The 22,599-nt window shown below is 72.1% G+C and carries 21 protein-coding genes; 16 read left to right on the top strand and 5 right to left on the bottom strand.

The window, feature by feature from the left end; translation table 11 throughout:
• Positions 1-31: 31 nt before the first annotated feature.
• Positions 32-1,276: an FAD-binding protein gene (locus CF165_RS10880; RefSeq protein WP_205660817.1), complete on the top strand. Its 1,245-nt coding sequence runs from the start codon at positions 32-34 to the stop codon at positions 1,274-1,276.
• A gap of 27 nt (positions 1,277-1,303) precedes the next feature.
• On the opposite strand, the gene CF165_RS10875 is transcribed toward CF165_RS10880, so the two are convergent.
• Entirely contained in the window at positions 1,304-2,299 is a 996-nt protein-coding gene (locus CF165_RS10875) for a LacI family DNA-binding transcriptional regulator (protein ID WP_093947341.1), read from the bottom strand.
• A 344-nt stretch (positions 2,300-2,643) separates the two neighbouring features.
• Between CF165_RS10875 and CF165_RS10870 the strand changes: the two genes are divergently transcribed.
• The 12 genes from CF165_RS10870 to CF165_RS10815 all read left to right on the top strand — a co-directional run bounded on the left by CF165_RS10870 (position 2,644) and on the right by CF165_RS10815 (position 15,645).
• The gene (locus CF165_RS10870; RefSeq protein WP_093947340.1) at positions 2,644-3,828 is read left to right on the top strand and encodes a Gfo/Idh/MocA family protein; all 1,185 of its coding nucleotides are present in this window, start codon (positions 2,644-2,646) and stop codon (positions 3,826-3,828) included.
• A 225-nt stretch (positions 3,829-4,053) separates the two neighbouring features.
• Entirely contained in the window at positions 4,054-5,337 is a 1,284-nt protein-coding gene (locus CF165_RS10865) for an ABC transporter substrate-binding protein (protein ID WP_240521535.1), read from the top strand.
• A gap of 3 nt (positions 5,338-5,340) precedes the next feature.
• Positions 5,341-6,315, top strand: a complete 975-nt coding sequence (locus CF165_RS10860) for a carbohydrate ABC transporter permease (protein WP_093947338.1) — start codon at positions 5,341-5,343, stop codon at positions 6,313-6,315.
• Entirely contained in the window at positions 6,312-7,157 is an 846-nt protein-coding gene (locus tag CF165_RS10855; RefSeq protein ID WP_093947337.1) for a carbohydrate ABC transporter permease, read from the top strand. Before CF165_RS10860 ends, CF165_RS10855 begins: the two co-directional genes overlap by 4 nt.
• Positions 7,158-7,161: 4 nt before the next feature.
• Positions 7,162-7,734: a DUF624 domain-containing protein gene (locus tag CF165_RS10850; RefSeq protein WP_093947336.1), complete on the top strand. Its 573-nt coding sequence runs from the start codon at positions 7,162-7,164 to the stop codon at positions 7,732-7,734.
• Positions 7,731-8,870 carry a Gfo/Idh/MocA family protein gene (locus CF165_RS10845; protein ID WP_093947335.1) on the top strand — a complete coding sequence of 380 codons (1,140 nt, stop codon included), beginning with the start codon at positions 7,731-7,733 and terminating at the stop codon, positions 8,868-8,870. Before CF165_RS10850 ends, CF165_RS10845 begins: the two co-directional genes overlap by 4 nt.
• Positions 8,870-10,159, top strand: coding sequence for a Gfo/Idh/MocA family oxidoreductase (locus tag CF165_RS10840; RefSeq protein WP_167441410.1), 1,290 nt, complete (start codon positions 8,870-8,872; stop codon positions 10,157-10,159). The genes CF165_RS10845 and CF165_RS10840 overlap by 1 nt, the downstream gene beginning before the upstream one ends.
• Complete coding sequence (locus tag CF165_RS10835; RefSeq protein WP_093947333.1) at positions 10,156-11,133, top strand: DUF6807 domain-containing protein; 978 nt, start codon at positions 10,156-10,158, stop codon at positions 11,131-11,133. The genes CF165_RS10840 and CF165_RS10835 overlap by 4 nt, the downstream gene beginning before the upstream one ends.
• A gap of 10 nt (positions 11,134-11,143) precedes the next feature.
• Entirely contained in the window at positions 11,144-12,427 is a 1,284-nt protein-coding gene (locus CF165_RS10830) for a pectate lyase family protein (RefSeq protein WP_093947332.1), read from the top strand.
• Positions 12,428-12,673: 246 nt separating this feature from the next.
• Complete coding sequence (locus CF165_RS10825; protein WP_093947370.1) at positions 12,674-13,444, top strand: pectate lyase; 771 nt, start codon at positions 12,674-12,676, stop codon at positions 13,442-13,444.
• Between the two features lie 65 nt (positions 13,445-13,509).
• Positions 13,510-14,532, top strand: a complete 1,023-nt coding sequence (locus tag CF165_RS10820) for a pectinesterase family protein (RefSeq protein ID WP_093947331.1) — start codon at positions 13,510-13,512, stop codon at positions 14,530-14,532.
• 126 nt (positions 14,533-14,658) lie between these two features.
• Positions 14,659-15,645, top strand: coding sequence for an arabinan endo-1,5-alpha-L-arabinosidase (locus CF165_RS10815; RefSeq protein ID WP_093947330.1), 987 nt, complete (start codon positions 14,659-14,661; stop codon positions 15,643-15,645).
• A gap of 13 nt (positions 15,646-15,658) precedes the next feature.
• Here CF165_RS10815 and CF165_RS10810 read toward each other — a convergent pair whose 3' ends face one another.
• Positions 15,659-16,849: an amidohydrolase gene (locus tag CF165_RS10810; RefSeq protein WP_093947329.1), complete on the bottom strand. Its 1,191-nt coding sequence runs from the start codon at positions 16,847-16,849 to the stop codon at positions 15,659-15,661.
• Positions 16,850-16,982: 133 nt separating this feature from the next.
• Here CF165_RS10810 and CF165_RS10805 point away from each other — a divergent pair, with 133 nt between their 5' ends.
• Complete coding sequence (locus tag CF165_RS10805) at positions 16,983-17,354, top strand: STAS domain-containing protein (protein WP_093947328.1); 372 nt, start codon at positions 16,983-16,985, stop codon at positions 17,352-17,354.
• On the opposite strand, the gene CF165_RS10800 is transcribed toward CF165_RS10805, so the two are convergent.
• Positions 17,341-19,458 carry an AfsR/SARP family transcriptional regulator gene (locus CF165_RS10800; RefSeq protein ID WP_093947327.1) on the bottom strand — a complete coding sequence of 706 codons (2,118 nt, stop codon included), beginning with the start codon at positions 19,456-19,458 and terminating at the stop codon, positions 17,341-17,343. The two genes, CF165_RS10805 and CF165_RS10800, sit on opposite strands and share 14 nt — an antisense overlap.
• A 189-nt stretch (positions 19,459-19,647) precedes the next feature.
• On the opposite strand from CF165_RS10800, the gene CF165_RS10795 reads away from it, so the two are divergent.
• Positions 19,648-20,073: a DUF6294 family protein gene (locus tag CF165_RS10795; protein WP_093947326.1), complete on the top strand. Its 426-nt coding sequence runs from the start codon at positions 19,648-19,650 to the stop codon at positions 20,071-20,073.
• Between the two features lie 153 nt (positions 20,074-20,226).
• Here CF165_RS10795 and CF165_RS10790 read toward each other — a convergent pair whose 3' ends face one another.
• A complete protein-coding gene (locus tag CF165_RS10790; RefSeq protein WP_093947325.1) occupies positions 20,227-20,643 on the bottom strand; it encodes a hypothetical protein in 417 nt (138 codons plus the stop codon).
• A 63-nt stretch (positions 20,644-20,706) separates the two neighbouring features.
• Positions 20,707-21,570 (bottom strand): universal stress protein, encoded by an 864-nt coding sequence (locus tag CF165_RS10785; protein WP_093947324.1) that lies wholly within the window; start codon positions 21,568-21,570, stop codon positions 20,707-20,709.
• Between the two features lie 249 nt (positions 21,571-21,819).
• Between CF165_RS10785 and CF165_RS10780 the strand changes: the two genes are divergently transcribed.
• On the top strand, positions 21,820-22,599 hold the full coding sequence (locus tag CF165_RS10780; protein WP_093947323.1) for a prepilin peptidase: 780 nt from the start codon (positions 21,820-21,822) through the stop codon (positions 22,597-22,599).

Here is a 22,599-nt window from a genome sequence, read left to right as displayed (position 1 = left end):
GAAGATCCGGCACGGTGGAAGGACATTGCGGGTGGGCGAGTCGAACTGGGCGGGGAACCACGCCTACGGCGCGGACGCGGTGCTGACCCCGCGCACGGTCGACGAGGTGCGGGAGGCCGTCGCCGCCGCGGCCGGCGTCAAGGCGCTGGGCAGCAGGCACTGCTTCAACGCCATCGCGGATTCGCCCGGCGGGGTCCTGCTCGACCTGAGCGGGCTCGACACCCCGGTCGAAATCCACGACGGGACGGTGACCGTCGGCGGGTCCGCCCGGTACGGCGACTTCGCCGCGCAGCTGCACGCCGCCGGGTTCGCCCTGCCCAACCTCGCCTCGCTGCCGCACATCACCGTGGCCGGCAGCATCGCCACCGGCACCCACGGCTCCGGGCGGCGGCAGCCGGGGCTCGCCTCGGCCGTCTCGGCGATCGAGCTGGTGACCGCCGACGGCGGGCTGCGGACGTTCACCCGCGAGGACGGCGAATTTCCCGGCCTCGCCGTCGGCCTCGGCGCGTTCGGCGTCGTCACCCGGCTGACGCTGGACCTGGTGCCCGCGTTCGACGTGCGCCAGGACGTGTTCGACGACCTGCCGTGGGACGCCGCGTACCGGCACTTCGACGAAATCGAAGACGCCGGCTACAGCGTCAGCATGTTCACGAACTGGGTCCACGACGTCGTCGACCAGGTGTGGGTCAAGAGCCGCGTCGACGCCTTCACGGACCGGCCCGGGCTCTTCGGGGCGGTGCCCGCCGACGGGCCCCGGCACCCCGCGCACGCGGCCGGCATCCCGGCGGACAACTGCACGCCGCAGCAGGGCGTCCCGGGCCCGTGGCACGAGCGGCTCCCGCACTTCGCGCTGGCGTTCACCCCGAGCGTCGGGGACGAGCTGCAGTCGGAGTACTTCGTGCCCTACCGGCACGCGGTGGCCGCGGTGCGGGCGGTCCGGGAGATCGGCGACCTCGTCGCGCCGCTGCTGCTGGTGTCCGAAATCCGCGCGATCGCGGGCGACGAGGCGTGGCTGAGCCCGTGCCACGGCGGCGACCGGGTGGCGCTGCACTTCACCTGGCAGCCACGGCAGGCCGACGTCGAAGCGGTGCTGCCGGTGCTGGAGGAGCGGCTGGCCCCGTTCGGCGCGCGGCCGCACTGGGGCAAGCTCTTCCACAGCGGCGGCCTCGAAGCGCTCTACCCGCGGATGGCCGATTTCCGCGCGCTGGCCGGGGAGCTCGACCCGGGCGGCAAGTTCCGCAACCCGTTCCTGGACCGGCACGTCTTCGGCGGCTGACCTGCTGCGACGACGTGAATGACTCGTTCACGTCGCCGGGCGCGTCGTCGGCGGGGCCGTCGTCGCGCGGACGATCAGGTAGGTGTCCAGCACCTGCGTCGTGTGCGCGTCGGCCTCCCCGTCGAGCAGGCCGAGCAGGATGGTGACCGCTGCCCGGCCCGCCGCCTCCGTCGGCATCGCGATCGTCGTCAGCGGGGGCGCGGAGATGGCGGCGAAGACGAGGTCGTCGAAGCCCACCAGGCTGATCTCGTCCGGCACCGGCACGCCGCGGGCGTTCAGCCGCGCCAGCGCGCCGAAGGCGACCAGGTCGTTGTAGGCGACGATCGCCGTCACGTCCGCCGCCAGCGCGAGGTCCGCGCCCTGCAGGCCGCCCTCGAACACCGGCGGGAACGGGCCGAACTCGACGACGTCCGTGCCGTGCCGTTCGGCGGCCTCCGCCAAGCCCAGCCGGCGGGCCCGGTTCGACCACGACGTCCGGGGGCCGCCGAGGTAGGCGCAGCGGCGGTGACCGAGCGCGGCCAGGTGCTGGATCGCCTGCCGCATCCCGTCCGCGGCGTCCATCACGATCGACGGGATCCCGGGCACCTCGCGGTTGAGCAGCACCAGGGTGGTCTGCCCGGCGAGCGCGCGCAGCTGGTCGTCGGACATGCTCGGGCTGCACAGCACGACGCCGTCGACCTGCTTGGCCATCCGGCGGACCAGGTTCTGCTCGGTCGCCGGGTCTTCGTCGCTGTTGGCGAACAGCACCGCGATGTCGTCCTGGCGTGCCCGGGCCTGGACGCCGTTGAGCACCCCGGTGAAGAAGGGGTTGCCCAGGTCCGAAACCACGATGCCAATGTGCCCGGTGCGCACCGACGGCACCGGCTGGGCCGCGCCGGCGGCGTGGTAGCCCAGCTCGCTCGCCGCGGCCAGCACCCGGGTGCGGGTCTGCTGCCGGACCAGATCCGGGGACGTGAAGGCCCGCGACACGGTCGAAATCGACACGTTGGCCCGGCGGGCGACGTCGTGAATGGTCACGCTCACGGCAACTCCTCGGCAGGGTCCTGCAACATCATGAGAACGCCCGGGTGCGTTGTCAACAACCTCGACTGCGTTGGGGGAGCGGCAATCCGCTGCCGCGCGGCCGCACCAGGGGCCTGTTCGGATGAAAATCCTGAAAACCGTTTGCGGTGGCGATTCCAGTAAGCGCTCTCTCGAATCCCCGGCCGCCGTTCGGGCTAGCCCGACTTCGACAATTTCGACGCCGATGTCCCGCGTATTGACACGTTTGTCGCGCACGCCCTACGGTGACGGCCGGAAGTTTCTCCCGAACTCCTGACCCATTCGTCAGTTGCGCGCGGCCCCCGGCGGCCGCCGATCGGAGATCCATGTCGGGGAGCAGGAGCCGCACCGTTGCGGGGCCGCCGAGGCTGGCCGTCGTCGGCACGTCCGGCTATGCCTTCAGCTACCTGCACCGGGCCCGCATCCTGCACGACGAGGGCCTGGTCTCCTTCGCCGGCATGGCCGACATCCGGCCGCCCTCGGCCGCCGCGATCGCTCTGCTGCCGGAAGGCGGCACGGCGCACGTCGGCGTCGACGACCTGCTTCGCCGGTGCCGTCCCGACATCACCGTGGTCGCGACGCCGCCGCACGCCCACGTCCAGGTCGGCGGCGCGGTGCTGCGGGCGGGCAGCGACCTGCTGCTGGAGACCCCGCCGGTGCTCGACCTCGACGGCTTCACCACGCTGTCCCGGCTCGCCGCCGAGACCGGATCGGCCTGCCAGACCGGGTTCCAGAGCTTCGGCTCCCCGGCGCTGCCCGTCCTGCGCGCCGCGCTCGCCGCGGGGAAGCTCGGCGAGATCGCCGGGGTGGGCGCCGCCGGCGCGTGGATCCGCACCGACGCCTACTACCGCCGCAACCCCTGGGCCGGCCGCCGGTGGCTCGACGGCGAGGCGGTCGTCGACGGTGCCCTGACCAACCCGTTCTCCCACGCCGTGGCCACCGCCCTGCTGGTCGGCGGGGTCGCCGGGCGCGACCCGGCCGAGATCGCCCTGGAGCTCTACGGCACGCGCGACATCGAAGCCGACGACACGGCGTGCCTGCGCATCCGGTTCGGCGACGGGCCCGAGATCGTCGTCGCCGCGTCGCTGTGCGCCGAGCAGGACCACGAGCCCTACGTCGTGGTGCACGGCGCGAACGGGCGGGCGAAGTTCTGGTACAAGAGCCACCGCCTGGAGATCGACGACGAGCGGGTCCACCTCGGCGAACCGGCCGACCTGCTGCGCAACCTGATCGCACACCACCTCGACCCGGACGGGGTGCCGCTGCTCGCGCCGCTGGCGAACACCCGGGCCTTCGCGTCGGTGGTCGAGGCGGTGCGCGACGCGCCGTCGCCGTCGCGGATCCCGGCGGGCTGGATCCGCACGGTCGGCGAAGGGGCGAGCCGGCACCCGGTGGTGCGGGGGATCGGCGAAGAGGTCGCCGTCGCCGCCGACCGGCTGGCGCTGTTCTCCGAGCTCGGCGTGCCGTGGGCGAGCAAATCGAAGGCGGAGACCGCCGAACGCACCGGCTGACGCGACCGGTGCTCCCCGCGCTGGCAGCCCGGATCTCGCCCCGGTCGCTGTAAGCGCTTTCTCGCCGTGCCCGCTGAATGCTGAAAGCGTTGCTGCACAAGGGCTACTGTTCACAAGTTTCCGTTGACACCGGCGTGCCCCTCTGCCTACCGTGAGCCCCGCTGACAGCGTTTTCAGAAAAGTGCTGACCGGCTGAGGACGGAGAGTTCGATGGGGCGGACAACTGTGCGTAGGACCAAGGGGCGGGGTGTCGCCGCGCTGGCCGTGGTGGTCCCGCTGCTGCTGACCGGGGTGGCCGCCTGCGGCTCGGACTCCGGTGGCGGCGGTGACGTGACCATCAATTTCGTCTGGTGGGGCAGTGACGGGCGGGCCAGCCTGACGAAGAAGGCCGTCGAGCTCTTCCAGCAGAGGAACCCGAAGATCAAGGTGCAGACGTCGTTCTCGGCGTATCAGGCCTACTGGGAGAAGCTGGCGACGCAGACGGCCGGCGGGAAGCCGCCGGACGTGCTCAACGTCGACAGCCGCTACCTGGCCGAGTACGGCGGCCGCAACGTCCTGGCCGACCTGAACTCCGGCGCGGGCAAGACGATCTCGCTGGCCGACGTCAACCCCGAGCTCGCGGCCACCGGCGTGTACCAGGGCAAGCGGTACGCCGTGCCGTGGGCGCAGAACACCCCGGCGATGATCTACGACCCCGCCGCGTTCAAGGCGGCCGGGGCGGACCCGGCCAAGGGCCTGACCTGGGACCAGTTCGCCGACGCGACCCAGAAGGTCAGTGCCGCCAGCGGGTTCTCCGCGCGCGGGGCGACCGACTTCGGCATCCTCGACACGACGCTGGAGATCTGGCTGCGCCAGCAGGGCAAGCAGTTCTACACCGCCGAAGGCAAGCTCGGTTTCACCGCCGACGACCTGCGCCGCTACTGGCAGCTCACCAGCAGGTTCCGTGACAGCAAGGGCGTCTCGCCGGCGGACGTCACGGCCTCCTACAACACCTCGCCCGAGCAGTCCCCGCTGGGCAAGAAGCTGACCAGCTCGGAGTTCGCCTACGACAACCTGCTGCCGGCCTACCAGAAGGCGAACGGCAAGCCGCTGAACGTGGCGCCGTACCCGTCGGCCGCCAACGGCGAAACCGGGCAGTACCGGCGGCCGGCGATGTTCCTCTCGGTCTCGGCGCGCAGCCAGCAGCAGGAGGCGGCCGCGAAGCTCGTCGACTTCCTGATCAACGACCCGGAGGTCGGCAAGATCGTCGGCACCGACCGCGGGCTCGCGCCCAACCTCAAGGTCCGCGCGCAGCTGGCGGCCGGCGCGACCGGCAACGACAAGACCCTCTACGACTACGAAGCCGCTCTCGAGCCGAAGCTCGGGGCCGCGCCGCCGGTGCCGCCGAAGGGCGCCGGCGCGATCCAGAAGCTCCTCCAGCGCACCTACGAAGAGGTCGCGTTCGGGCGGATGAGCATCGACGACGCGGTGAACCGGTTCATGTCCGAAGCCCAGAAGGGACTTTCGTAGCCGATGACGACCCTGCGCACCCCGGACCCGCCGGTCGCGCCGCCGGAGGCCGCGCGCGTCCGGCGGCGTGACCGGCCCGCCGGGCGCCGCCGCAAGAGCCAGCCGGAGGCGTTCGCGTTCCTCACCCCGTGGCTGCTCGGCGCGGTGGCGCTGACCGTCGGGCCGATGGTCGTCTCGCTGTACCTGTCGTTCACCGACTACGACATGTTCACGTCGCCGAAGTGGGTCGGCTTCGGCAACTTCGCGCACATGTTCACCGCGGACGACCGCTACCTGCAGTCGGTCAAGGTCACGCTGATCTACGTCCTGGTCTCGGTGCCGCTGAAGCTCGCGGTGTCGCTGCTGGTGGCGATGCTGCTCAACACCCGCCGCGGCGCGAACGGCTTCTACCGGGCCGCGTTCTACGCGCCGTCACTGCTCGGGGCGAGCGTCGCGGCGGCGCTGGTGTGGCGGGCGCTGTTCATGGGCGGCGGCCCGGTGAACGAGGTGCTGGCCTTCTTCGGCTGGCACACGCCGAGCTGGGTCGACGACCCGCAGTTCAGCCTCGCCTCGATCGTGCTGCTGGGGGTGTGGCAGTTCGGCGCGCCGATGGTGATCTTCCTGGCCGGCCTCAAGCAGATCCCGGCGGAGCTGCACGAGGCGGCCGCGATCGACGGCGCGGGCGCGTTCCGCCGGTTCCGGCACATCACGCTGCCGATGCTGTCGCCGGTGATCTTCTTCAACCTGGTGATGGAGGCGATCCACGCCTTCCAGGCGTTCACCCCGGCGTTCGTCATCGGCGGCGGCCGCGGCGGCCCGGCCGACGCGGACCTGTTCTACACGCTCTACCTGTTCGAGGTCGGCTTCCAGGACTTCAAGATGGGCTACGCGTCGGCGATGGCGTGGGTGCTGCTCGTGGTCGTCGCGATCGTGACGGCGATCGTCTTCCGGACCGCGAAGCTGTGGGTGTTCTACGACGATGCGGAGGACAAGAAATGACCGTGCTGCCGCGCACGGCCCGCTCGTTCGGCTGGCACGTGCTGTGTCTCGTCATCGTCGCGGTGGTGCTGTACCCGCTGGTGTGGCTGGCGTTCGCGTCGGTGAAGCCGCCGGACGAGATCCTATCGCGGCTGGCGCTGCTGCCCACCCGCTTCGTCTTCGACGGTTACACGAAGGGCTGGGAGGGAGCGGCGGACGTCGGGTTCGGCCGGTTCTTCCTCAACTCGTTCCTGGTGGCCGGGCTGTCGGTGGCCGCGAACGTGCTGTCCTGTTCGCTGGCCGCGTTCGCCTTCGCCCGGCTGAAGTTCCGGTTCCGCGGCGCGCTGTTCGCGTTCATGATCACGACGCTGATGCTGCCCTACCACGTCACGCTGATCCCGCAGTACGTGATCTTCCAGCAGGCCGGGCTGGTCAACACGTTCGTCCCGCTGATCCTGCCGAAGCTGCTGGCCACCGAGGCGTTCTTCGTGTTCCTCATCGTCCAGTTCATGCGCGGGATCCCGCGCGAGCTCGACGAAGCGTCGATCATCGACGGCTGCTCGGTCTACCGCACGTTCTGGCACGTCGTGCTGCCGTTGTCGAAACCGGCGCTGGTGACGACGTCGATCTTCACGTTCATCTGGACCTGGAACGACTTCTTCACGCAGATGGTGTACCTGAACGACACGGAGAAGTTCACCGTGCCGCTCGGCCTGCGGCTGTTCGTGGACACCAGCAGCGAGTCGAACTTCGGCGCGATGTTCGCGATGTCCGCGCTCGCGCTCGTCCCGATCGTGCTGTTCTTCCTCGCCTTCCAGCGCCTGCTGGTCGAAGGCGTCAGCACCAGCGGCCTGAAGGGGTGAGGCGATGCGGACGCTGAAGCGATCGACAGAGTGGCGAACCGGGCTCGGCGACTTTTCGGACTGCCTGCTGGCGGGGTTGCTCGTCGCGCTCGCGTCGGTGCCGGTGGTGACCGCGGCCCCGGCGTTCGTGGCGGGCTGCCGGGTCCTCGACCGGACCCGGCACGACATCGGAAGTCCACTGTGGACGACGTTCTGGGCGGACTTCCGCGAGGCGGCCCGGGGCGGGGTGCCCTTCGGGCTCGGCTGCCTCGCGGCGGTGGTGCTGTTCGCGGTGGACCTGGAGGTCGTGGCTTCGATGCCGGGTGCCGGCGTGCTGCGGCCGGCGTTGTGGCTGCTGGCGGTGGCGGGAGTGGTGGTAGCGGTGCGGACCTGCGAAGTAGCGGCCACCGGCGGCTCGGCCTGGCGCCGGTCGTTCGTCACCGCCGCGCGGGAAACCGGTGCGGCACCAGGGAAAGGCCTGCTGCTCGCCGTCGCCGCCGGTGTCGCCGCCCTGCTCGTCTGGATGCTGCCGATCCTGGCGCTCGTGGTGGCCGGCCCCCTCGCCCTGGCCGCGGTGGCGACCGGCGGCCGCCGGTGACGCCGGAGGTGGTCGTCTTCGGCACGGCCGGCTACGCGGGCCAGCACCTGCGCCGCGCCCGCGCGCTGCACGACCGCGGCGAGATCGTTCTGGCCGGCGCCTGCGACATCCGCGAACCCTCCGAAGAAGCCCGCGCCTTGCTGCCCGAAGGCGCGGTCATCACCCAGGACGCGGCGGAACTGCTGGCCCGCACGACCCCGGACATCGCCGTGGTGGCGACCCCGCCGCACACGCACCTGCCCCTGGCGAAACTGGCGCTCGCCGCGGGCTGCCACCTGCTCGTCGAGAAACCGCCGGTGCTCGACCTCGCGGCGTTCGGCGAACTGGCGGAACTCGCTCGGAACGGCGGCCGCGCCTGCCAGACCGGCTTCCAGAGCTTCGGCTCGGCCGCCGTCCCGGTGGTGCGGGCGGCGATCGAAAACGGCGAAATCGGCACGGTCACCGGGATCGCCGCCGCCGGCGCGTGGATCCGCCGAGACCGGTACTTCGCGCGCACCGGGTGGGCGGGCCGCCGCCGCGTCGGCGGGCAGCCGGTCGTGGACGGGGCGCTGACCAACCCGTTCGCCCACGCCGTGGCGACCGCCCTGCTGGTCAACGGCACCGCCGAGGTCCTGCCGGAACGGACCGCCGTCGAGCTGTACCGGGCCCGGGACATCGAGTCGGACGACACGGCGTGCGCGCGGCTGAGCTTCGCCGGGGCCCCGGACGTCGTCGTCGCCGCGACACTGGCCGCCGAAGCCGACCACGAGCCGTACGTGCTGGTCCACGGCACGGAAGGCCGGATCCGCTGGCACTACAAGACGGACCTGGTCACCATCCACGACCGGCAGCTCCCGGTCGCCCCGCCTCGGGACTTGCTGGCGAACCTCGTCGCGCACATCCGCGACGGCGAACCGCTGCTGGCTCCACTGGCCGCGACCCGGGCGTTCACCGCCCTGGTGGAGGCCGTGCGCGACGCCCCGGAGCCGCTGCCCCTGCCCGCCGCCTGGGTCCGGGCCGTGGACACCGGGCCCGAACGGCACTTCGTCGTGCCGGGCGTGGACCGCGCCGTCGACACCGCGGCCGAACGGCTCGCGCTCTTCTCCGAACTCACCCTGCCCTGGACCGGCGCCGCTTCACTGGAAAGAGAGAGGTGATGGCGGTGCGTCGTCACGCGATCGTCGGCCTGGGCTCCCGGGCCCAGCTGTTCACCCGGGCACTGGCCGCGTCGCCGCGGGCGGAGCTCGCGGCCTTCTGCGACCACAACGAGACCCGCATGCGGGTCCACAACGACTGGCTGGGCACGTCCGTGCCGGGCTACCGGCCGGCGGACTTCGCCGCCATGCTGGCGAAGGAACGCATCGACGTCGTCGTGGTGTGCACGCCGGACCACACGCACGCGGACTACGTCGTCGCCGCGCTGGAGGCGGGCTGCGACGTCGTCACGGAAAAGCCGATGACGACCGACGTCGACGGGGCGCGGCGCATCCTCGCCGCCCGCCGCGAGACCGGGGGATCGGTGCGGGTCGCCTTCAACTACCGGTACAACCCGGTGCACCGCCGCGTGCGCGAGCTCCTCGCCGCCGGCGCGATCGGGGAGATCGGCTCGGTCGAGTTCAGCTGGCTGCTCGACACCGCGCACGGTGCCGACTACTTCCGCCGCTGGCACCGCGACAAGGCCGGCTCCGGCGGGCTGCTCGTGCACAAGTCCGGGCACCACTTCGACCTGGTGAACTGGTGGCTCGGCAGCGGACCGGAGACGGTGTTCGCGCTGGGACGGCTGTTCTTCTACGGCGACGAGAACGGCCGCCGCCACGGACGGCGCACGGACTACGCGCGGGGTACCGGGGCCGGCGACGACCCGTTCGCGCTGGACCTCGAGCGCTCGCCGCGCTTGCGGGCGCTCTACCGCGACGCCGAGGCCGAAGACGGCTACCTGCGCGACCAGAACGTGTTCGCACCCGGCGTCACCATCGAAGACGAACTGTCGGTGCTCGTGCGCCACCACGGCGGAGCGGTGCTGAACTACCACCTCCACGCCTATTCGCCGCGCGAGGGCTACCGCGTCGCGTTCGCCGGCAGCGAGGGCCGCCTCGAGCTCGACGTCCGGGAAAACGAGCACGCGATCGGCGCGGCCAAGTCCGTCGCGGACCTGCCGCCGGGGGTGGTGCCCGAGCCGGGCCGGGCGCGGCTGACCCTGCAACGGCTCTGGGAGCCACCCGAGGTCGTGCTCGACCAGGCCCTCGGGGAGGGGCACGGCGGCGGGGACGAGCGGATGCTCGCCGAGCTGCTCGGCGACGCCGAGCCCGACCCCCTCGGCTGCGCGGCCGACCACGAGGCCGGCCTGCAGGCCCTGCTCACCGGGCTGGCCGCCAACCGCTCGCTGGCCACCGGCCGGTCCGTGTCCGTCGAAGAGCTGCTGGGGGAGATCGGGGAACCGGCGTGAGCCGGGCGGCGGTCGGGGACGGGACGCTCGAGCTGGCCGAGGACGACGACGGCCGGGTGCGGGTCAGCCTCGGCGACGTCGTCCTGGCCGAGTACGTCGTCGCCCCGCCGACGCCGGCCGGGGATTCGCCGAAGCCGTACCTGCACCCGCTGCGCACCACCGCGGGCGAGATCGTGACCGCGGTCCGGCCGCACGACCACACCTGGCACAACGGCCTGCAGTTCACCATGGCCCACCTGTCCGGCGAGAACCCCGCCGCACCCGAGAAACCTGCCGCACCCGAAAACTTCTGGGGCGGCCGCACCTACGTGCGCGGCCGCGGGTACACCCCGCTCGACAACAACGGCACGATCGGCCACGTCCGCTGGGAAAGCATCGTCGGCACCGCGGACCACTGCGAACTGCGGCACGAGCTGGCCTGGCGCACCGCGGCCGGGCAGCGCTGGCTCACCGAGCACCGCACGCTGCGCTTCGGCGACGTCTCGGCCGGCGACGGGCGCTGGACGCTCACCTGGTCCAGCCGCCTGCGCAACACCAGCGGCCGCGAGCTGCGCTGGGGCAGCCCGGTCACCGAAGGCCGCGACACCGCGGGCTACGGCGGGCTGTTCTGGCGCGGGCCGCGCTCGTTCGTCGGCGGCACGGTCCGGACGCCGGACGGCCGGTCCGCGGCCGACGCGATGGGGCACCGCGCGCCGTGGCTCGCCTTCACCGGACGGCACGACGAAAGCCTGCGGACCTCGACGCTGCTGTTCGCCGACAGCCCGTCGAACGCGGCCTTCCCGACGGCCTGGTACGTCCGGGCCGAGCCGTTCCCGGTCGTCAGCTTCGCCGCGACCTACCACCGGCCGTGGCTGCTCGGACCGGACGAGGAACTGACCCTGACCCACCACGTCGTCGTCATCGACGGCGCCCCGGACGCCGCCCGGCTCGGCCGGTACGCGGCGCGTGTGCTCACGAGACAGGAAACCGACTAGAGGAGCCGACATGCGCTGGAAGGCTTTCGCGGGGTGCCTCACCCTGCTCGGATTGACGCTCACCGCGGCACCGGCCCAGGCGCACGGCCGCGACCCCGGCCGGGTCGTGCTCGGCGCGCACGACGGCTGGGCCGCGGCGACCACGGGGACGACCGGCGGGGCGGCCGCCGCCCCCGGCGACGTCCACACGGTGACCAAGCGGTCGGAGCTGGCCGCGGCCCTGGCGGCGCACCCGGGTGCACCCAAGATCATCTACGTCCGCGGCACGATCGAAGGCAACGTGGACGACCAGGACCGGCCGGTGAGCTGCGAGGGTTTCGCCGATCCCGCGTACAGCCTCCCGGCATACTTGGCGGCCTACGACCCCGCGACGTGGGGGAAGGTGCCGCCGTCGGGACCGCTGGAAGAGGCCCGCGCGCGGTCGCAGGCGAACCAGGCCAAGCAGGTCGTGCTCGACGTCGGCGCGAACACGACGATCGTCGGGCTCGGCCCCGCCACGCTGCACGGGCTGACCCTGCGCGTCATCGGCGACAACGTGATCCTCGAGAACCTGCACTTCTCCGACGCCCACGACTGCTTCCCGCAGTGGGACCCGCTCGACACCGCCGACGGCAACTGGAACTCCGAGTACGACAACCTCGACCTGGTCGGCGCGACCCACGTCTGGGTGGACCACAACGAGTTCAGCGACGGCGGGAACGTCCAGCAGCCGTCCTACTACGGCCGCAAGTACGAGGTCCACGACGGGCTGCTGGACATCGTCAACGGCTCGGACCTGGTCACGGTGTCCTACAACCGGCTGCGCGAGCACGACAAGACCATGCTGATCGGCAACACCGACAAGCCGACCTACGACGTCGGCAAGCTGCGCGTCACCTTGCACCACAACCTGTTCTCGGACATCGGTCAGCGCGCGCCGCGGGTGCGGTACGGCCAGGTGCACGTCTACGACAACCTGTACCTGGTCCCGGATCCCGCCGACTACACGTATTCCCTCGGTGTGGGCGTGCAGTCGAAGATCTACGCGGAGAACAACTTCTTCCGGATCCCGGCCGGGCTGCCGCTGGGGCAGCTGGTGCACTACTGGAAGGGAACGGCGCTGCACGCGACCGGAACGCTGGTCGCCCAAGGCAACCAGTGGCCGCGCCCGGTCGACCTGCTGGCCGAATACAACGCGGCCAACGACCCGGATCTCGGGTCGGACGTCGGCTGGACGCCCCCCTTCGTCGAACGCCTCGACCCCGCGTGGGCGGTCCCCGCACTGGTGCTCACCGGGGCCGGGCCGGGGCGCTGAAACTCCGCCGCACTCAAGAACTCCGCCGCACTCAAGAACTTTCGACAGTTTCGGGGTTTTCTGAAAACCCCCGCCGTCGGCGACCATCCGGGCGACATGCGTGCCGCTGCGGCGAACGACATTGACACGCGCTGTCCGCAACCTGAAACTCGGTGACGAGAAAGCGCTTTCACAACCCGGTCGGACGTTTCCCATCAGCGCCGATTGAAGCTCAAGACCAGGGAGTGACCAATGATTTCCCCCGTGATATCCCGGGTCGTCCGGATGACCGCCGTCGCCGCCCTCGTGGTTTCGGCGGCGGTCGGCACCGGCGCGACCGCGTCGGCCGCCTCCTGGCCGAACCCGAGCACCAGCGTGCCGGTGCCGAAGACGATCAAGGTCACCAGCGGCACCTACGACGGCGGCCTCAAGCGGTTCTACGGCACCGGCGACCTCGGCACCGGCGGCCAGAGCGAGGACCAGAGCCCGATCTTCGAGCTCGCCAACGGCACCACCCTCAAGAACGTCGTCCTGGGCAGCCCGGCCGCCGACGGCGTGCACTGCCTCGGCACCTGCACGCTGCTCAACGTCTGGTGGGAGGACGTCGGCGAGGACGCCGCGACCTTCAAGGGCACCTCCGCCTCGCAGACGATGACCATCGACGGCGGCGGCGCGCGCAAGGCGTCGGACAAGGTCTTCCAGCACAACGGCCCCGGCACCATGTACATCCGCAATTTCCAGGTCAACGACTTCGGCAAGCTGTACCGCTCCTGCGGCAACTGCAAGACGCAGTACAAGCGCAACGTCGTCGTCGACAACGTCACCGCCACCGTGCCCGGCAAGGCGCTGGTCGGCATCAACACCAACTACGGTGACACCGCCAAGCTGACGAGGATCACCATCGTCGGCGATTCCAGCCGCAAGATCGAGCCCTGCACGAAGTACAAGGGCGTGACCAGCGGCGAGCCGACGAAGATCGGCAGCGGCCCGGACTCGACGAACTGCCTCTACACCGCGGCGAACATCACCTACAAGTAACCGACCCGCGCCGGGGGTGGCGGCCGCCGTCCGGTACCCCCGGCGCGTTCCTCCGTGGAGGCGTCATGTTCAAGACCCTGCTCGTAGCGTCGGTGCTCGCCGGGGCGTCACTGGCCGCGCCGCCGGCCTCCGGCGCGGCGGCGAACGTCGTCGTGGCCAAGGACGGCTCCGGCAACTACACCACCGTGCAGGCCGGGATCAACGCCGTCTCGGCGGGCGGCACGGTTTCGGTCAAACCCGGGACCTACCACGAGGTCGTCTCGGTGCCGTCGGGCAAGACGGGGATCACCCTGCGTGGCACCACCGGGAAGGCTGCCGACGTCGTCATCGACTACAACAACGCCAGCGGGACCAAGAAGCCCGACGGCTCGACGTACGGCACGTCCGGCAGCGCGACCGCGACGATCGCCGCGAACGGCTTCACCGCGTCCGCGCTGACCTTCCGCAACTCCTTCGACCGCAACGCCCACCCGGAGATCAAGGACACCCAGGCGGTCGCGGTCAAGACCACCGGCGACCGGATGGTCTTCGACAACGTCACCTTCCTCGGGCACCAGGACACGCTCTACGCCGACACCGCGGCGGTGGGCACGGTCGGGCGCCAGTACTACCGCAACTGCTCGATCAGCGGCGACGTCGACTTCATCTTCGGCCGCGCCACCGCGGTGTTCGACCGGGCGGCGATCACCGCGCTCGACCGCGGTTCCAGCAGCAACAACGGTTTCCTGACCGCGGCCAGCACCCGGCGGTCGAACCCGTACGGCTTCCTGATCGTCGGCAGCAAGGTGCTCAGCTCGGCCGCCAACGCGAGCTTCTACCTCGGCCGTCCGTGGCACCCGAGCGGGGACGTGGACGCCATCGCCCAGGTCCTGATCCGCGAGACGTCCCTGCCCGCGGCGATCAAGCAGTCGCCGTGGACCGACATGTCGGGCTTCTCGTGGAAGGACGCGCGGTTCTCCGAGTACCGCAACACCGGCCCGGGCGCGGGGACCGGCGCCGACCGGCCGCAGCTGCCCGCCGCGCAGGCCGGGAACTACACCGCGCAGAAGTACCTCGCGGGCAGCGACGGGTGGAACCCCGTGCACTGACGCCTGTTACCGGGGCCGGGCGGGAAACCTCCGTCCGGCCCTTGACGGCGACCCCGTGAACACCGACCATTTCACCCGTCATGCCCTGTTAGCGCTAACAGTCAACGCCGACCCCTAGGACACCGCATGCGCCTGCGCCGCCTTCCGGCTCTCGTCGCCGTCGCCGCCGCTCTGCTGAGCGCCCCCGCCGCGCAGGCGGCGACCTACCCCGATCCCGGTTACGTCACCGGCGACATCGAGGCGGTGCACGACCCGTCGATGATCCGCGCGGCGGACGGCAGCTACCTGCTCTACTCCACCGACCAGTACCTGCAGATCCGCCGCTCGACCGACCGGATCCACTTCACGAAGATCGGGTCGGTCTGGCCGAACGGCGCACCGTGGACCGCACCCTTCACCGACCCCGCCAAGCCGGAATACCTGTGGGCGCCGGACATCTCGTTCCACAACGGCAAGTACTACCTGTACTACGCCGCTTCGTCACTGGGCTCCCGCAACTCGGCGATCTTCCTCGCCACCAGCACGACCGGCCTGCCGGACAGCTGGACGAACCAGGGCATCGTCGTCCAGACCAGCACGAGCAACGACTACAACGCGATCGACCCGAACCTGTTCGTCGATTCGTCCGGCCGCTGGTGGCTCAGCTTCGGTTCGTGGTGGACGGGCATCAAGATGATCCGGCTCGACCCGGCCACCGGCAAGCGCAGCACCAGTGACACCGCGCTCCGGAGCATCGCCCAGCGCACGGGCAGCACCACGGCCGAAGAAGCGCCGTACATCGTCCAGCACGGCGGCTACTACTACCTGTTCGTCTCGTGGGACCTGTGCTGCCAGGGCACGAAGAGCACCTACCGCGTGATGGTCGGCCGCTCGACGTCGATCACCGGCCCGTACACCGATCGCAACGGCGTCCGGATGACCGCCGGCGGCGGCACGCAGATCCTGGCGAGCCACGGCGCGGTCCACGGCCCCGGCCACGTGGCCGTGCTGCACGACACCGACGCCGACGTGCTGACCTACCACTACTACTACTCGGACGCGACGCCGCTGACGGGCAAGCTCGGCATCAACCTCATCGGCTACGACAGCGCGGGCTGGCCGTACGTCTACTGAGGCGTATAACGACCTATACCTTGTGGGATCCGAAAGCGCGGGCCACGACGTGGCCCGCCTTGAGGACGAGGTCGCGCGGCGGCCGCGTCACGACGGCGTGGGCCGGGGTCTCCGCGTCGACCACCACGAGGTCGGCGGGCGCGCCCTCGGTGAGGCCGTAGCCGTCGAGGCCGAGGGCACCGGCCCCGCCGAAGGTGACCGCTTCCAGCGCGATCTCGATGTCCTCGTCGCGGCGGAACGTGCTGCGGTAGGCCAGGTGCATGGCCCGCTCCAGCAGGTCGCCGCTGCCGTACGGGCTCCACAGGTCGCGGATGTCGTCGTGCCCGCAGGCGACGTTCACCCCGGCTTCGCGCAGCTTCTTCACCGGCGGGACGGGGAAGTCGAAGATCGCCGCCGTCGTGATCGTGATGCCCGCTTCCGCGAGGGCCTCCGCCAGCCGGTCCTGGGTGGCCGCGTCCGCTTGGGCGAGCGCGTACGCGTGGCTGACCGTGACCCGGCCGGCGAGGCCGGCCGCGCGGGTCCGCTCGATGATCAGCTCCAGCTCGAACACGCCGAGCGAGCCGGGGTCGTGCAGGTGCAGGTCGACCCGGACGCCGTGGCGCTCGGCGAGACCGAACACGATGCCGAGGTGGCGGACCGGGTCGCGGTCCATCCCGGCCGGGTCGATCCCGCCGACCGCGCTCACCCCGAGACCGATGGCCTCCTCCAGCAAGGCGGCCGTGCCGGGGTTGGCGAGGATGCCGCTCTGCGGGAAGGCGACCTGCTCGACGGTGATCCGCCCGGCGAGCCGCGCCGCGACGTCGCGCACCACCTCGACGCCGGTGAGGCCGACACCGGAGTAGACGTCCGTGTGGGTGCGGACGTGCGTGGTGCCCGCGGCGGCCATCGCCTCCAGCAACGCCGTCACCGCGGCGGGGTCGGGCAGTCCCAGCTCGGTGCGGTGCCGGCGTTCGTCCGCGATCCGGTCGGCCAGCGCGGGCCCGGCCGAGTGCGGGCGCCACGGCAAGCCGTAGAGCGTCTTGTCCAGGTGGCAGTGGGCTTCGACCAGGCCCGGCAGGACGAGCCGGCCGCCGAGGTCGATCACCTCGGCGTCGCCGGGGTCGAGACCCGGGCCGAGCCGGGCGATCACGCCGTCGCGGATGAGCAGGTCGGCCGGGCCGCCGGCTCGCCAGGGGCGGCCGTCACGCAGCAGAAGTCCGGGCATCGTCGCTCCTTCTCGTCGCCGCCCGAGCCTGTCAGCCGGAGGCTCGGGATGGGAAGTGCACGCCGTTTCGATCCGGCGGGAGCGGGGTAGGAATCGATCACCTGCAGCCACCCCTTGTGGAAGGAGCTTTTCGATGAGCGCCCTCGACCTGTCCGCCTTGCTGCTCACCGCGACGACCGTCCAGGCCCGGCCGGGAACGTTGCGGGTCACGATCGCGGGCGAGATCGACATGGCCACGCGGCCCCGCCTCGACGAGGAGCTCGACCGGGCGGTGGCGGCCGCGCCGGACCGGCTGGTCGTCGACCTGCTGGGGGTCGGCTTCTGCGGGGTGACGGGTGTGGCGTCCCTCGGCCGGCTGCGGGCCCGGTGCGCCGACGCCGGCGTCGAACTCGTGCTCAAGCCGTCCCGGGTCGTGCGGCGCGCGCTGGACCTCGCCGCGGTCGCCCCGTTGTTCGGGCTGGACGGCCACCAGGCGGAAGAGGCGCAGCACCTCATCGCCCGGTGACCGACGGCGCGGTGAAGCTGCGGGCTTCCTCGTCGGCCGCGGCCAGCTCCCGGTCCGCGGCCGCGCCGTCGCCGGGACCGCCGCGGCGGTACAGCGCTTCGGCGTGGCGGCGGCGGGCGAACACCACCGCCGGCCAGTGGCCGAGGGCGAGGTTGTGCCGGACGGCGGCCCGCAGGTGCGCCACGGCCCGGCCGGGGTCGCCTGCTGTCAGCGCCGTCGTGCCCAGCGGGTAGTGGACCGAGCCGAAGCAGGCGACGCCGAGGCTCGCCATCGCGGGCAGCTGCCCGAACGGCCCCAGCAGCTCGTGGATCCGCGCCGCCGTGGCCCGGTCGTCCAGCAGGTACGCGGTTTCCGCCGCGCCGCACAGCGAAATCAGCCACGTGCTCGACCGGGGCAGCGTCCCCAGATCCTCACCGCACAGTCTCGCCAGCGCGCCCGCGGCGGTGCGGCGGTCCCCGACCGACGCCGCCGCCACGGCCAGCGCCGCGTAGTAGGAGTTGTCGATCGGGCTCAACGTGGGGGAGTGCATCAGCCCGTCCAGCACGGGCACCAGTTCCTCCAGCCGACCCTGGAACCACCGGATCGCCACCAGCTGCGCGCCGTACCAGCCCAGCGCGTCGAAATCCCCGGTCGCCTGCCCGAGTTCGGCGCAGGCCTGCGCCCCGGCTTCGGCCTCGTCGAACCGGCCGGCGCGGATGGCCAGCATGACCCCGAGCGCGTCGGCCACGAACCTGGCCGCCAGGTGCTTCCGCTCGGCCAGCAGGTCCTGGAGCTCGCCGAGCCGCCGTTCGGCGTGCGGGTCCCCGGCCAGGAAGAGGTCGACGGCGTCCCACAGCACGCCCATGACGAGATCGGTGCGCCGCCCCGAGCGGCCGCTCACCCCGACCAGCTCCGTCGCGAGCGCGCGCCGCAGCTGCGTGTGGTCCGGGCCGAGCAGGCAGTGGTGGGCCAGGCTCAGCGCTTCGGCGTGCGCGACCGGGTCGCCCGCCGCCCGCGTCCGCTCGGCCATCGCCAGGATCCGGCCGTGCGTGCCCTCTTCGTAGTCCAGTTCGGCCGCGAGCCGGACCTGGAGCCGGTGACCGAGCGACGAGGCGGGGCCCACGGCCTCCTGCGCGTATCGCAGCCGCGTCAGCAGTGACGCCGACGCGGCGGCCGTCCGGTGCTCGCGCACCCATACCCCGCCCAGGCCGAGGACCGCGCGGGCGAGCGCGTCGGCGTCCCCGGCCCGTTCGGCCCGGAGGTAGGCGGTTTCGAAGTGCTCCCGGCTCGTCCGGAGGTCGCCGTCTTCCAGCAGCGCGTGCTCCCCGGCGGCCAGCGCGTCGTCCGGGACGGTCACCACGGTCCTGCCGTGGGTCGCGAGCAGCCCCGCGTCGTGGGCGAGGACCTGCCGGTGCACCTGGGCGAGCAGCGGTGACGGCTCGACCCCGGCCGCGGTGATCAGGCCGTGCCGGGCCCGGTGGAACGCTTCGAGCGCGTCGCCCTGGCGCCCGGCCCGGTACAGCGCCGTCATCAGCTGCGCCCACAGCCGCTCGTGCCCGGGGAACGCCGCGGTCAGTGCCTCCAGCTCCGCGATCAGCTCGGCGTCTTCGCCGGTCGCGAGGTCGGCGTCGATCCGGTCCTGGACGGCGCTGTGGCGCAGCCGGTCGAGCCGCATCCCTTCGGCCCGCAGGAGTTCGACGTCGTCGAACTCCTCGTAGGCGCGCCCGCGCCACAGGTCCAGTGCGGTGGTGAGGTGCTCACGGGCCGCCGCGGGCTCCCCGGCGGCGAGCGCCCGGCGTCCCTCGGCGGCGAGCCGCTCGAACCGCGTCGCGTCGAGGGCCTGCGGTGCCACGTGCAGGACGTACCCCGGCGACCGGGTCAGGATCAGCCCGGGATCGACCGTGCCGCGGAGCCGCGACAGGTACGTCCGCACGGTCCGGCCGGCGTGCGCCGGCGGCCGCTCGCCCCAGAGCGCCCGGCCGAGCGCGGGCACGCTGACGACGTGCCCCGCCTCCGCCGCCAGCACCGCCAGCAGGGTCCGCAGGCGCGGCCCCCCGACGTCCCGCGGCTCGCCGTCGAGCCGCACTTCGAACGGTCCCAGCACCCCGAGCTCCACCCCGCCCATGCCCGCCCCTCCGCGCGCGGGTATCCCGCCCGCTCCGGCGTACAGGAGCGGCCCGGGCCGCGCGGGATACGTCCCACAGCCGGGTAAGTCTCCGTCGACGAACTGTCGACGGATTGTCGACGGCCGCTGCGAAGGTCGGCCGGCGCGGACCGAGGGGTCCGCGGCCACCGGTTCTTCGGGAGGATGTCCATGAAACGCATGATTCGGGGTCTCGCACCGGTTCTCGCCGCCGCGGCGGCGGGCACGGCGGTGCTGGCGGGTGCCCCGGCGGCCCAGGCCACCACGCTCGAGGTGAAGAGCGCGACCTGGGGCGAGCTGCACGTCGGCGACTGTCAGCAGGACAACGGAACCATCATCATCCGCTCGGACGGCACGGGTGACTGGAGCGCGACGACGCTGACCTACCACACGCACTCCGGCGACGTCTGGCACTCCAGCTTCGACTTCAAGACCACGGCCGGGACACAGCTGTTCTCGGCGGGCACGTTCGACAGTCCGCGGATGAACGACGGCAACCCGCCGCCGCACTACCCGTGGGGCAAGCACTTCACCTACGACGCGGGGCTCTTCAGCGCTGTCAACATTTTCAAGACCATCCAGCACTCGAGCTGCTGAACCCGGGTCACGGCCCGGCGGGACCCAGTGCGGTCCCGCCGCAGCCCGGCGCGCCGTAGCCGGTGCTGCGGCGCGGCCGGGCGACCCGCCGGACGCCGAGGCGGTCGTGAGTGAGTAACAGTGTTCTAACACTGTTACTCACTCACGACGCCCTTACGTGAGCGGCACCGTGGCGACGCAGGAAGCCACGCCGTTGTCGAAGGTCGTCGACGCGGTGCCGAAAGACCTGGTCGGCACATCGGTGCCCGAAGGCATGGCGAAGCTGGTGCTCCCGGTCGTCGTCGGCACCGACCGCGTGTAGACCGTGCGCACCGTCGTCCCGCTGCGGTAGGAGATCCGCAGGGCGACGGTGCCCGCGGAGTCCCCGATGTACGGCCCCGACGTGGTCGTCCCGCCGATCAGGTGGTAGTAGCCACCGGAAATCTCGTACCGGAGGGTGAAACTGCCCTGGAAGTCGCCGTTCTGGCAGACGGCCGTCCGCTGGACGGTCGTGGCCGCCTGCGCCGGGGCCACCAGCACCGTCGCGCCGGCCAGCAGCGCGACCAGCCCGGCCTGTACCGCAGTCTTCATGGTTTTCCTCCCACTCGCTTTCGCCCGCCATCCTGCCCGGTGCCGCTTCCGTTCCGCTTCCCTTCAGGCGGTCGTGCGCACCAGCAGGACCGGGCAGGCGGCGTGGTGCAGGAGGGCGTGGCCGGTCGAGCCGAGCAGCAGGCCGGGGAAACCGCCGCGGCCGCGGTCGCCGACGACGACGAGCTGGGCGGTGCCGCTGCGCTCGACCAGCTCCCGCCGCGGGTGGGCGTGGACCACGACCCGCTCGACTTCGACGTCGCCGGTGTCGTGGGCGAGGACGCGCTCGCCGAGCAGCCGCTGCCCGGCTTCGGTGACGCACCGCGGGTCCGGGTGCGGCGGCGGGGTGTCCGCCCAGGCGTGCAGGACGACCAGCGGCGCCCGGCGGGTGCGCGCTTCGGCGAGGGCCGCCGCCAGGACCCGGGCGCCGGCCTCGCTGCCGTCGATGCCGGTGACGACCGGACGGCCGGCCGCGGCCGGTTCGTCCCAGCTGTCCCCGCGGACGACGACGGTGTCGCAGTGGGCGTGGGTACCCACGGCGGCCGCGACCGAGCCGGCGAGCAGGCTGGTCAGCCTGCCGTGCCCGGTCGACCCGACGACGAGCAGCGCGGCCGTCCTCGACGCTTCGACCAGCGACTGGGCGGCGCGGTCGGGATCGAGCCGGGTGACGGCGCTGGGAACGCCTTGTGCGGCGGCGAGCTCCTGCGCGGTCCTCAGCGCGCGCCGCCCCCGGGCTCGCAGGGCGTCCACCATCTCGTCCGGCGGCGGCACGACCCCGCCCGCGAGCAGCGCGGAGACGTCGAGGGCGTGGACGATCTCCAGCGGCGCGTTCCGCAGGCGGGCGGTCCGCGCGGCCCACCGGACGGCGTCGAGCGACTCGGCCGACCCGTCCACCCCGGTGACGATCGGCGGCGGAGTTCCAGCGCTCATCCCCAGCACTCTAGGCCCGCCCGGTGTCCCCAGGGGCATCTCGCGTGTCCGGAGGGGCATCACCCGTGATGGGAGAGGCATCACTCGTGATCAGAGGGGCATCACCGTGATGCCCCGCCAATCACACGTGATGCCTGCTCAATCACGGGTGATGCCCCTCCGATCACGGGGGTGGTGGCCCGGTCGCGGGCCGGGGCTGCGTCGGGCAAGATCTGCGGGGTTCGTGTCCGCGGTCGGAGGAGGGGCCCGATGGCGGTGCCGGTCGTGGTGGCGGGGGTGCTCGGCCTGCTCGTCGGGTCGTTCCTGAACGTCGTGATCCACCGGGTGCCGCGGGGCGAGTCGGTGGTCCGGCCGCCGTCGCGCTGCCCGGACTGCGGGCAGGAGATCCGCGCCCGGCACAACGTCCCCGTCTTCGGCTGGCTGGTCCTGCGCGGCCGGTGCGCGGGCTGCGGCGGGCGGATCAGCGTCCGCTACCCCCTGGTCGAGCTGGGCACCGGCGTGCTGTTCGCGCTGCTGGCGCTGCGGTTCGGCCCGTCGGACCTGCCCGCGTTCCTGTACTTCGGCGCGATCGGGATCGCGCTCGCCCTGATCGACCTCGACTGCCGCCGTCTGCCGAACGCGATCGTGCTGCCGTCCTACCCCGTGCTCGCGGTCCTGCTGACGGTGTCGGCCTGGTGGCGCGACGACTGGTGGTCACTGGCCCGCGCGGGGATCGGTGGCGTCGCGCTGTTCGGCTTCTACCTCGTCCTCGCGCTGGCGTACCCGGCGGGCATGGGCTTCGGTGACGTCCGGCTCGCGGGCATCCTGGGCGGCGTCCTGGCCTACGTCTCCTGGCCGGCGCTGCTCATCGGCGCGTTCGGCGGCTTCCTGCTCGGCGCGGTGGCCGGTGTCGTGGTGCTGGCGACGGGCAAGGGCGGCCGCAAGACGGCGTTGCCGTTCGGGCCGTTCATGATCGCCGGGGCGCTGGTGGCGATCTTCGCGGCCGGGCCGCTGAGCCAGGCCTACCAGCGGCTGGCCGGCCTGGCCTGA

It is taken from the genome of Amycolatopsis vastitatis, from assembly GCF_002234595.1.
In the GTDB taxonomy this organism is placed as follows: Bacteria; Actinomycetota; Actinomycetes; order Mycobacteriales; family Pseudonocardiaceae; genus Amycolatopsis; species Amycolatopsis vastitatis.
This window is presented reverse-complemented; position numbering and strand designations above follow the sequence as displayed.

Coding starts and splice junctions, on each gene's coding strand:
- CF165_RS10870 (WP_093947340.1), top strand. CDS start 2,644: ATGTCGGGGAGCAGGAGCCGCACCGTTGCGGGGCCGCCGAGGCTGGCC.
- CF165_RS10860 (WP_093947338.1), top strand. CDS start 5,341: ATGACGACCCTGCGCACCCCGGACCCGCCGGTCGCGCCGCCGGAGGCC.
- CF165_RS10855 (WP_093947337.1), top strand. CDS start 6,312: ATGACCGTGCTGCCGCGCACGGCCCGCTCGTTCGGCTGGCACGTGCTG.
- CF165_RS10850 (WP_093947336.1), top strand. CDS start 7,162: ATGCGGACGCTGAAGCGATCGACAGAGTGGCGAACCGGGCTCGGCGAC.
- CF165_RS10840 (WP_167441410.1), top strand. CDS start 8,870: ATGGCGGTGCGTCGTCACGCGATCGTCGGCCTGGGCTCCCGGGCCCAG.
- CF165_RS10830 (WP_093947332.1), top strand. CDS start 11,144: ATGCGCTGGAAGGCTTTCGCGGGGTGCCTCACCCTGCTCGGATTGACG.
- CF165_RS10820 (WP_093947331.1), top strand. CDS start 13,510: ATGTTCAAGACCCTGCTCGTAGCGTCGGTGCTCGCCGGGGCGTCACTG.
- CF165_RS10815 (WP_093947330.1), top strand. CDS start 14,659: ATGCGCCTGCGCCGCCTTCCGGCTCTCGTCGCCGTCGCCGCCGCTCTG.
- CF165_RS10810 (WP_093947329.1), bottom strand. CDS start 16,849: ATGCCCGGACTTCTGCTGCGTGACGGCCGCCCCTGGCGAGCCGGCGGC.
- CF165_RS10805 (WP_093947328.1), top strand. CDS start 16,983: ATGAGCGCCCTCGACCTGTCCGCCTTGCTGCTCACCGCGACGACCGTC.
- CF165_RS10800 (WP_093947327.1), bottom strand. CDS start 19,458: ATGGGCGGGGTGGAGCTCGGGGTGCTGGGACCGTTCGAAGTGCGGCTC.
- CF165_RS10795 (WP_093947326.1), top strand. CDS start 19,648: ATGAAACGCATGATTCGGGGTCTCGCACCGGTTCTCGCCGCCGCGGCG.
- CF165_RS10790 (WP_093947325.1), bottom strand. CDS start 20,643: ATGAAGACTGCGGTACAGGCCGGGCTGGTCGCGCTGCTGGCCGGCGCG.
- CF165_RS10785 (WP_093947324.1), bottom strand. CDS start 21,570: ATGAGCGCTGGAACTCCGCCGCCGATCGTCACCGGGGTGGACGGGTCG.
- CF165_RS10780 (WP_093947323.1), top strand. CDS start 21,820: ATGGCGGTGCCGGTCGTGGTGGCGGGGGTGCTCGGCCTGCTCGTCGGG.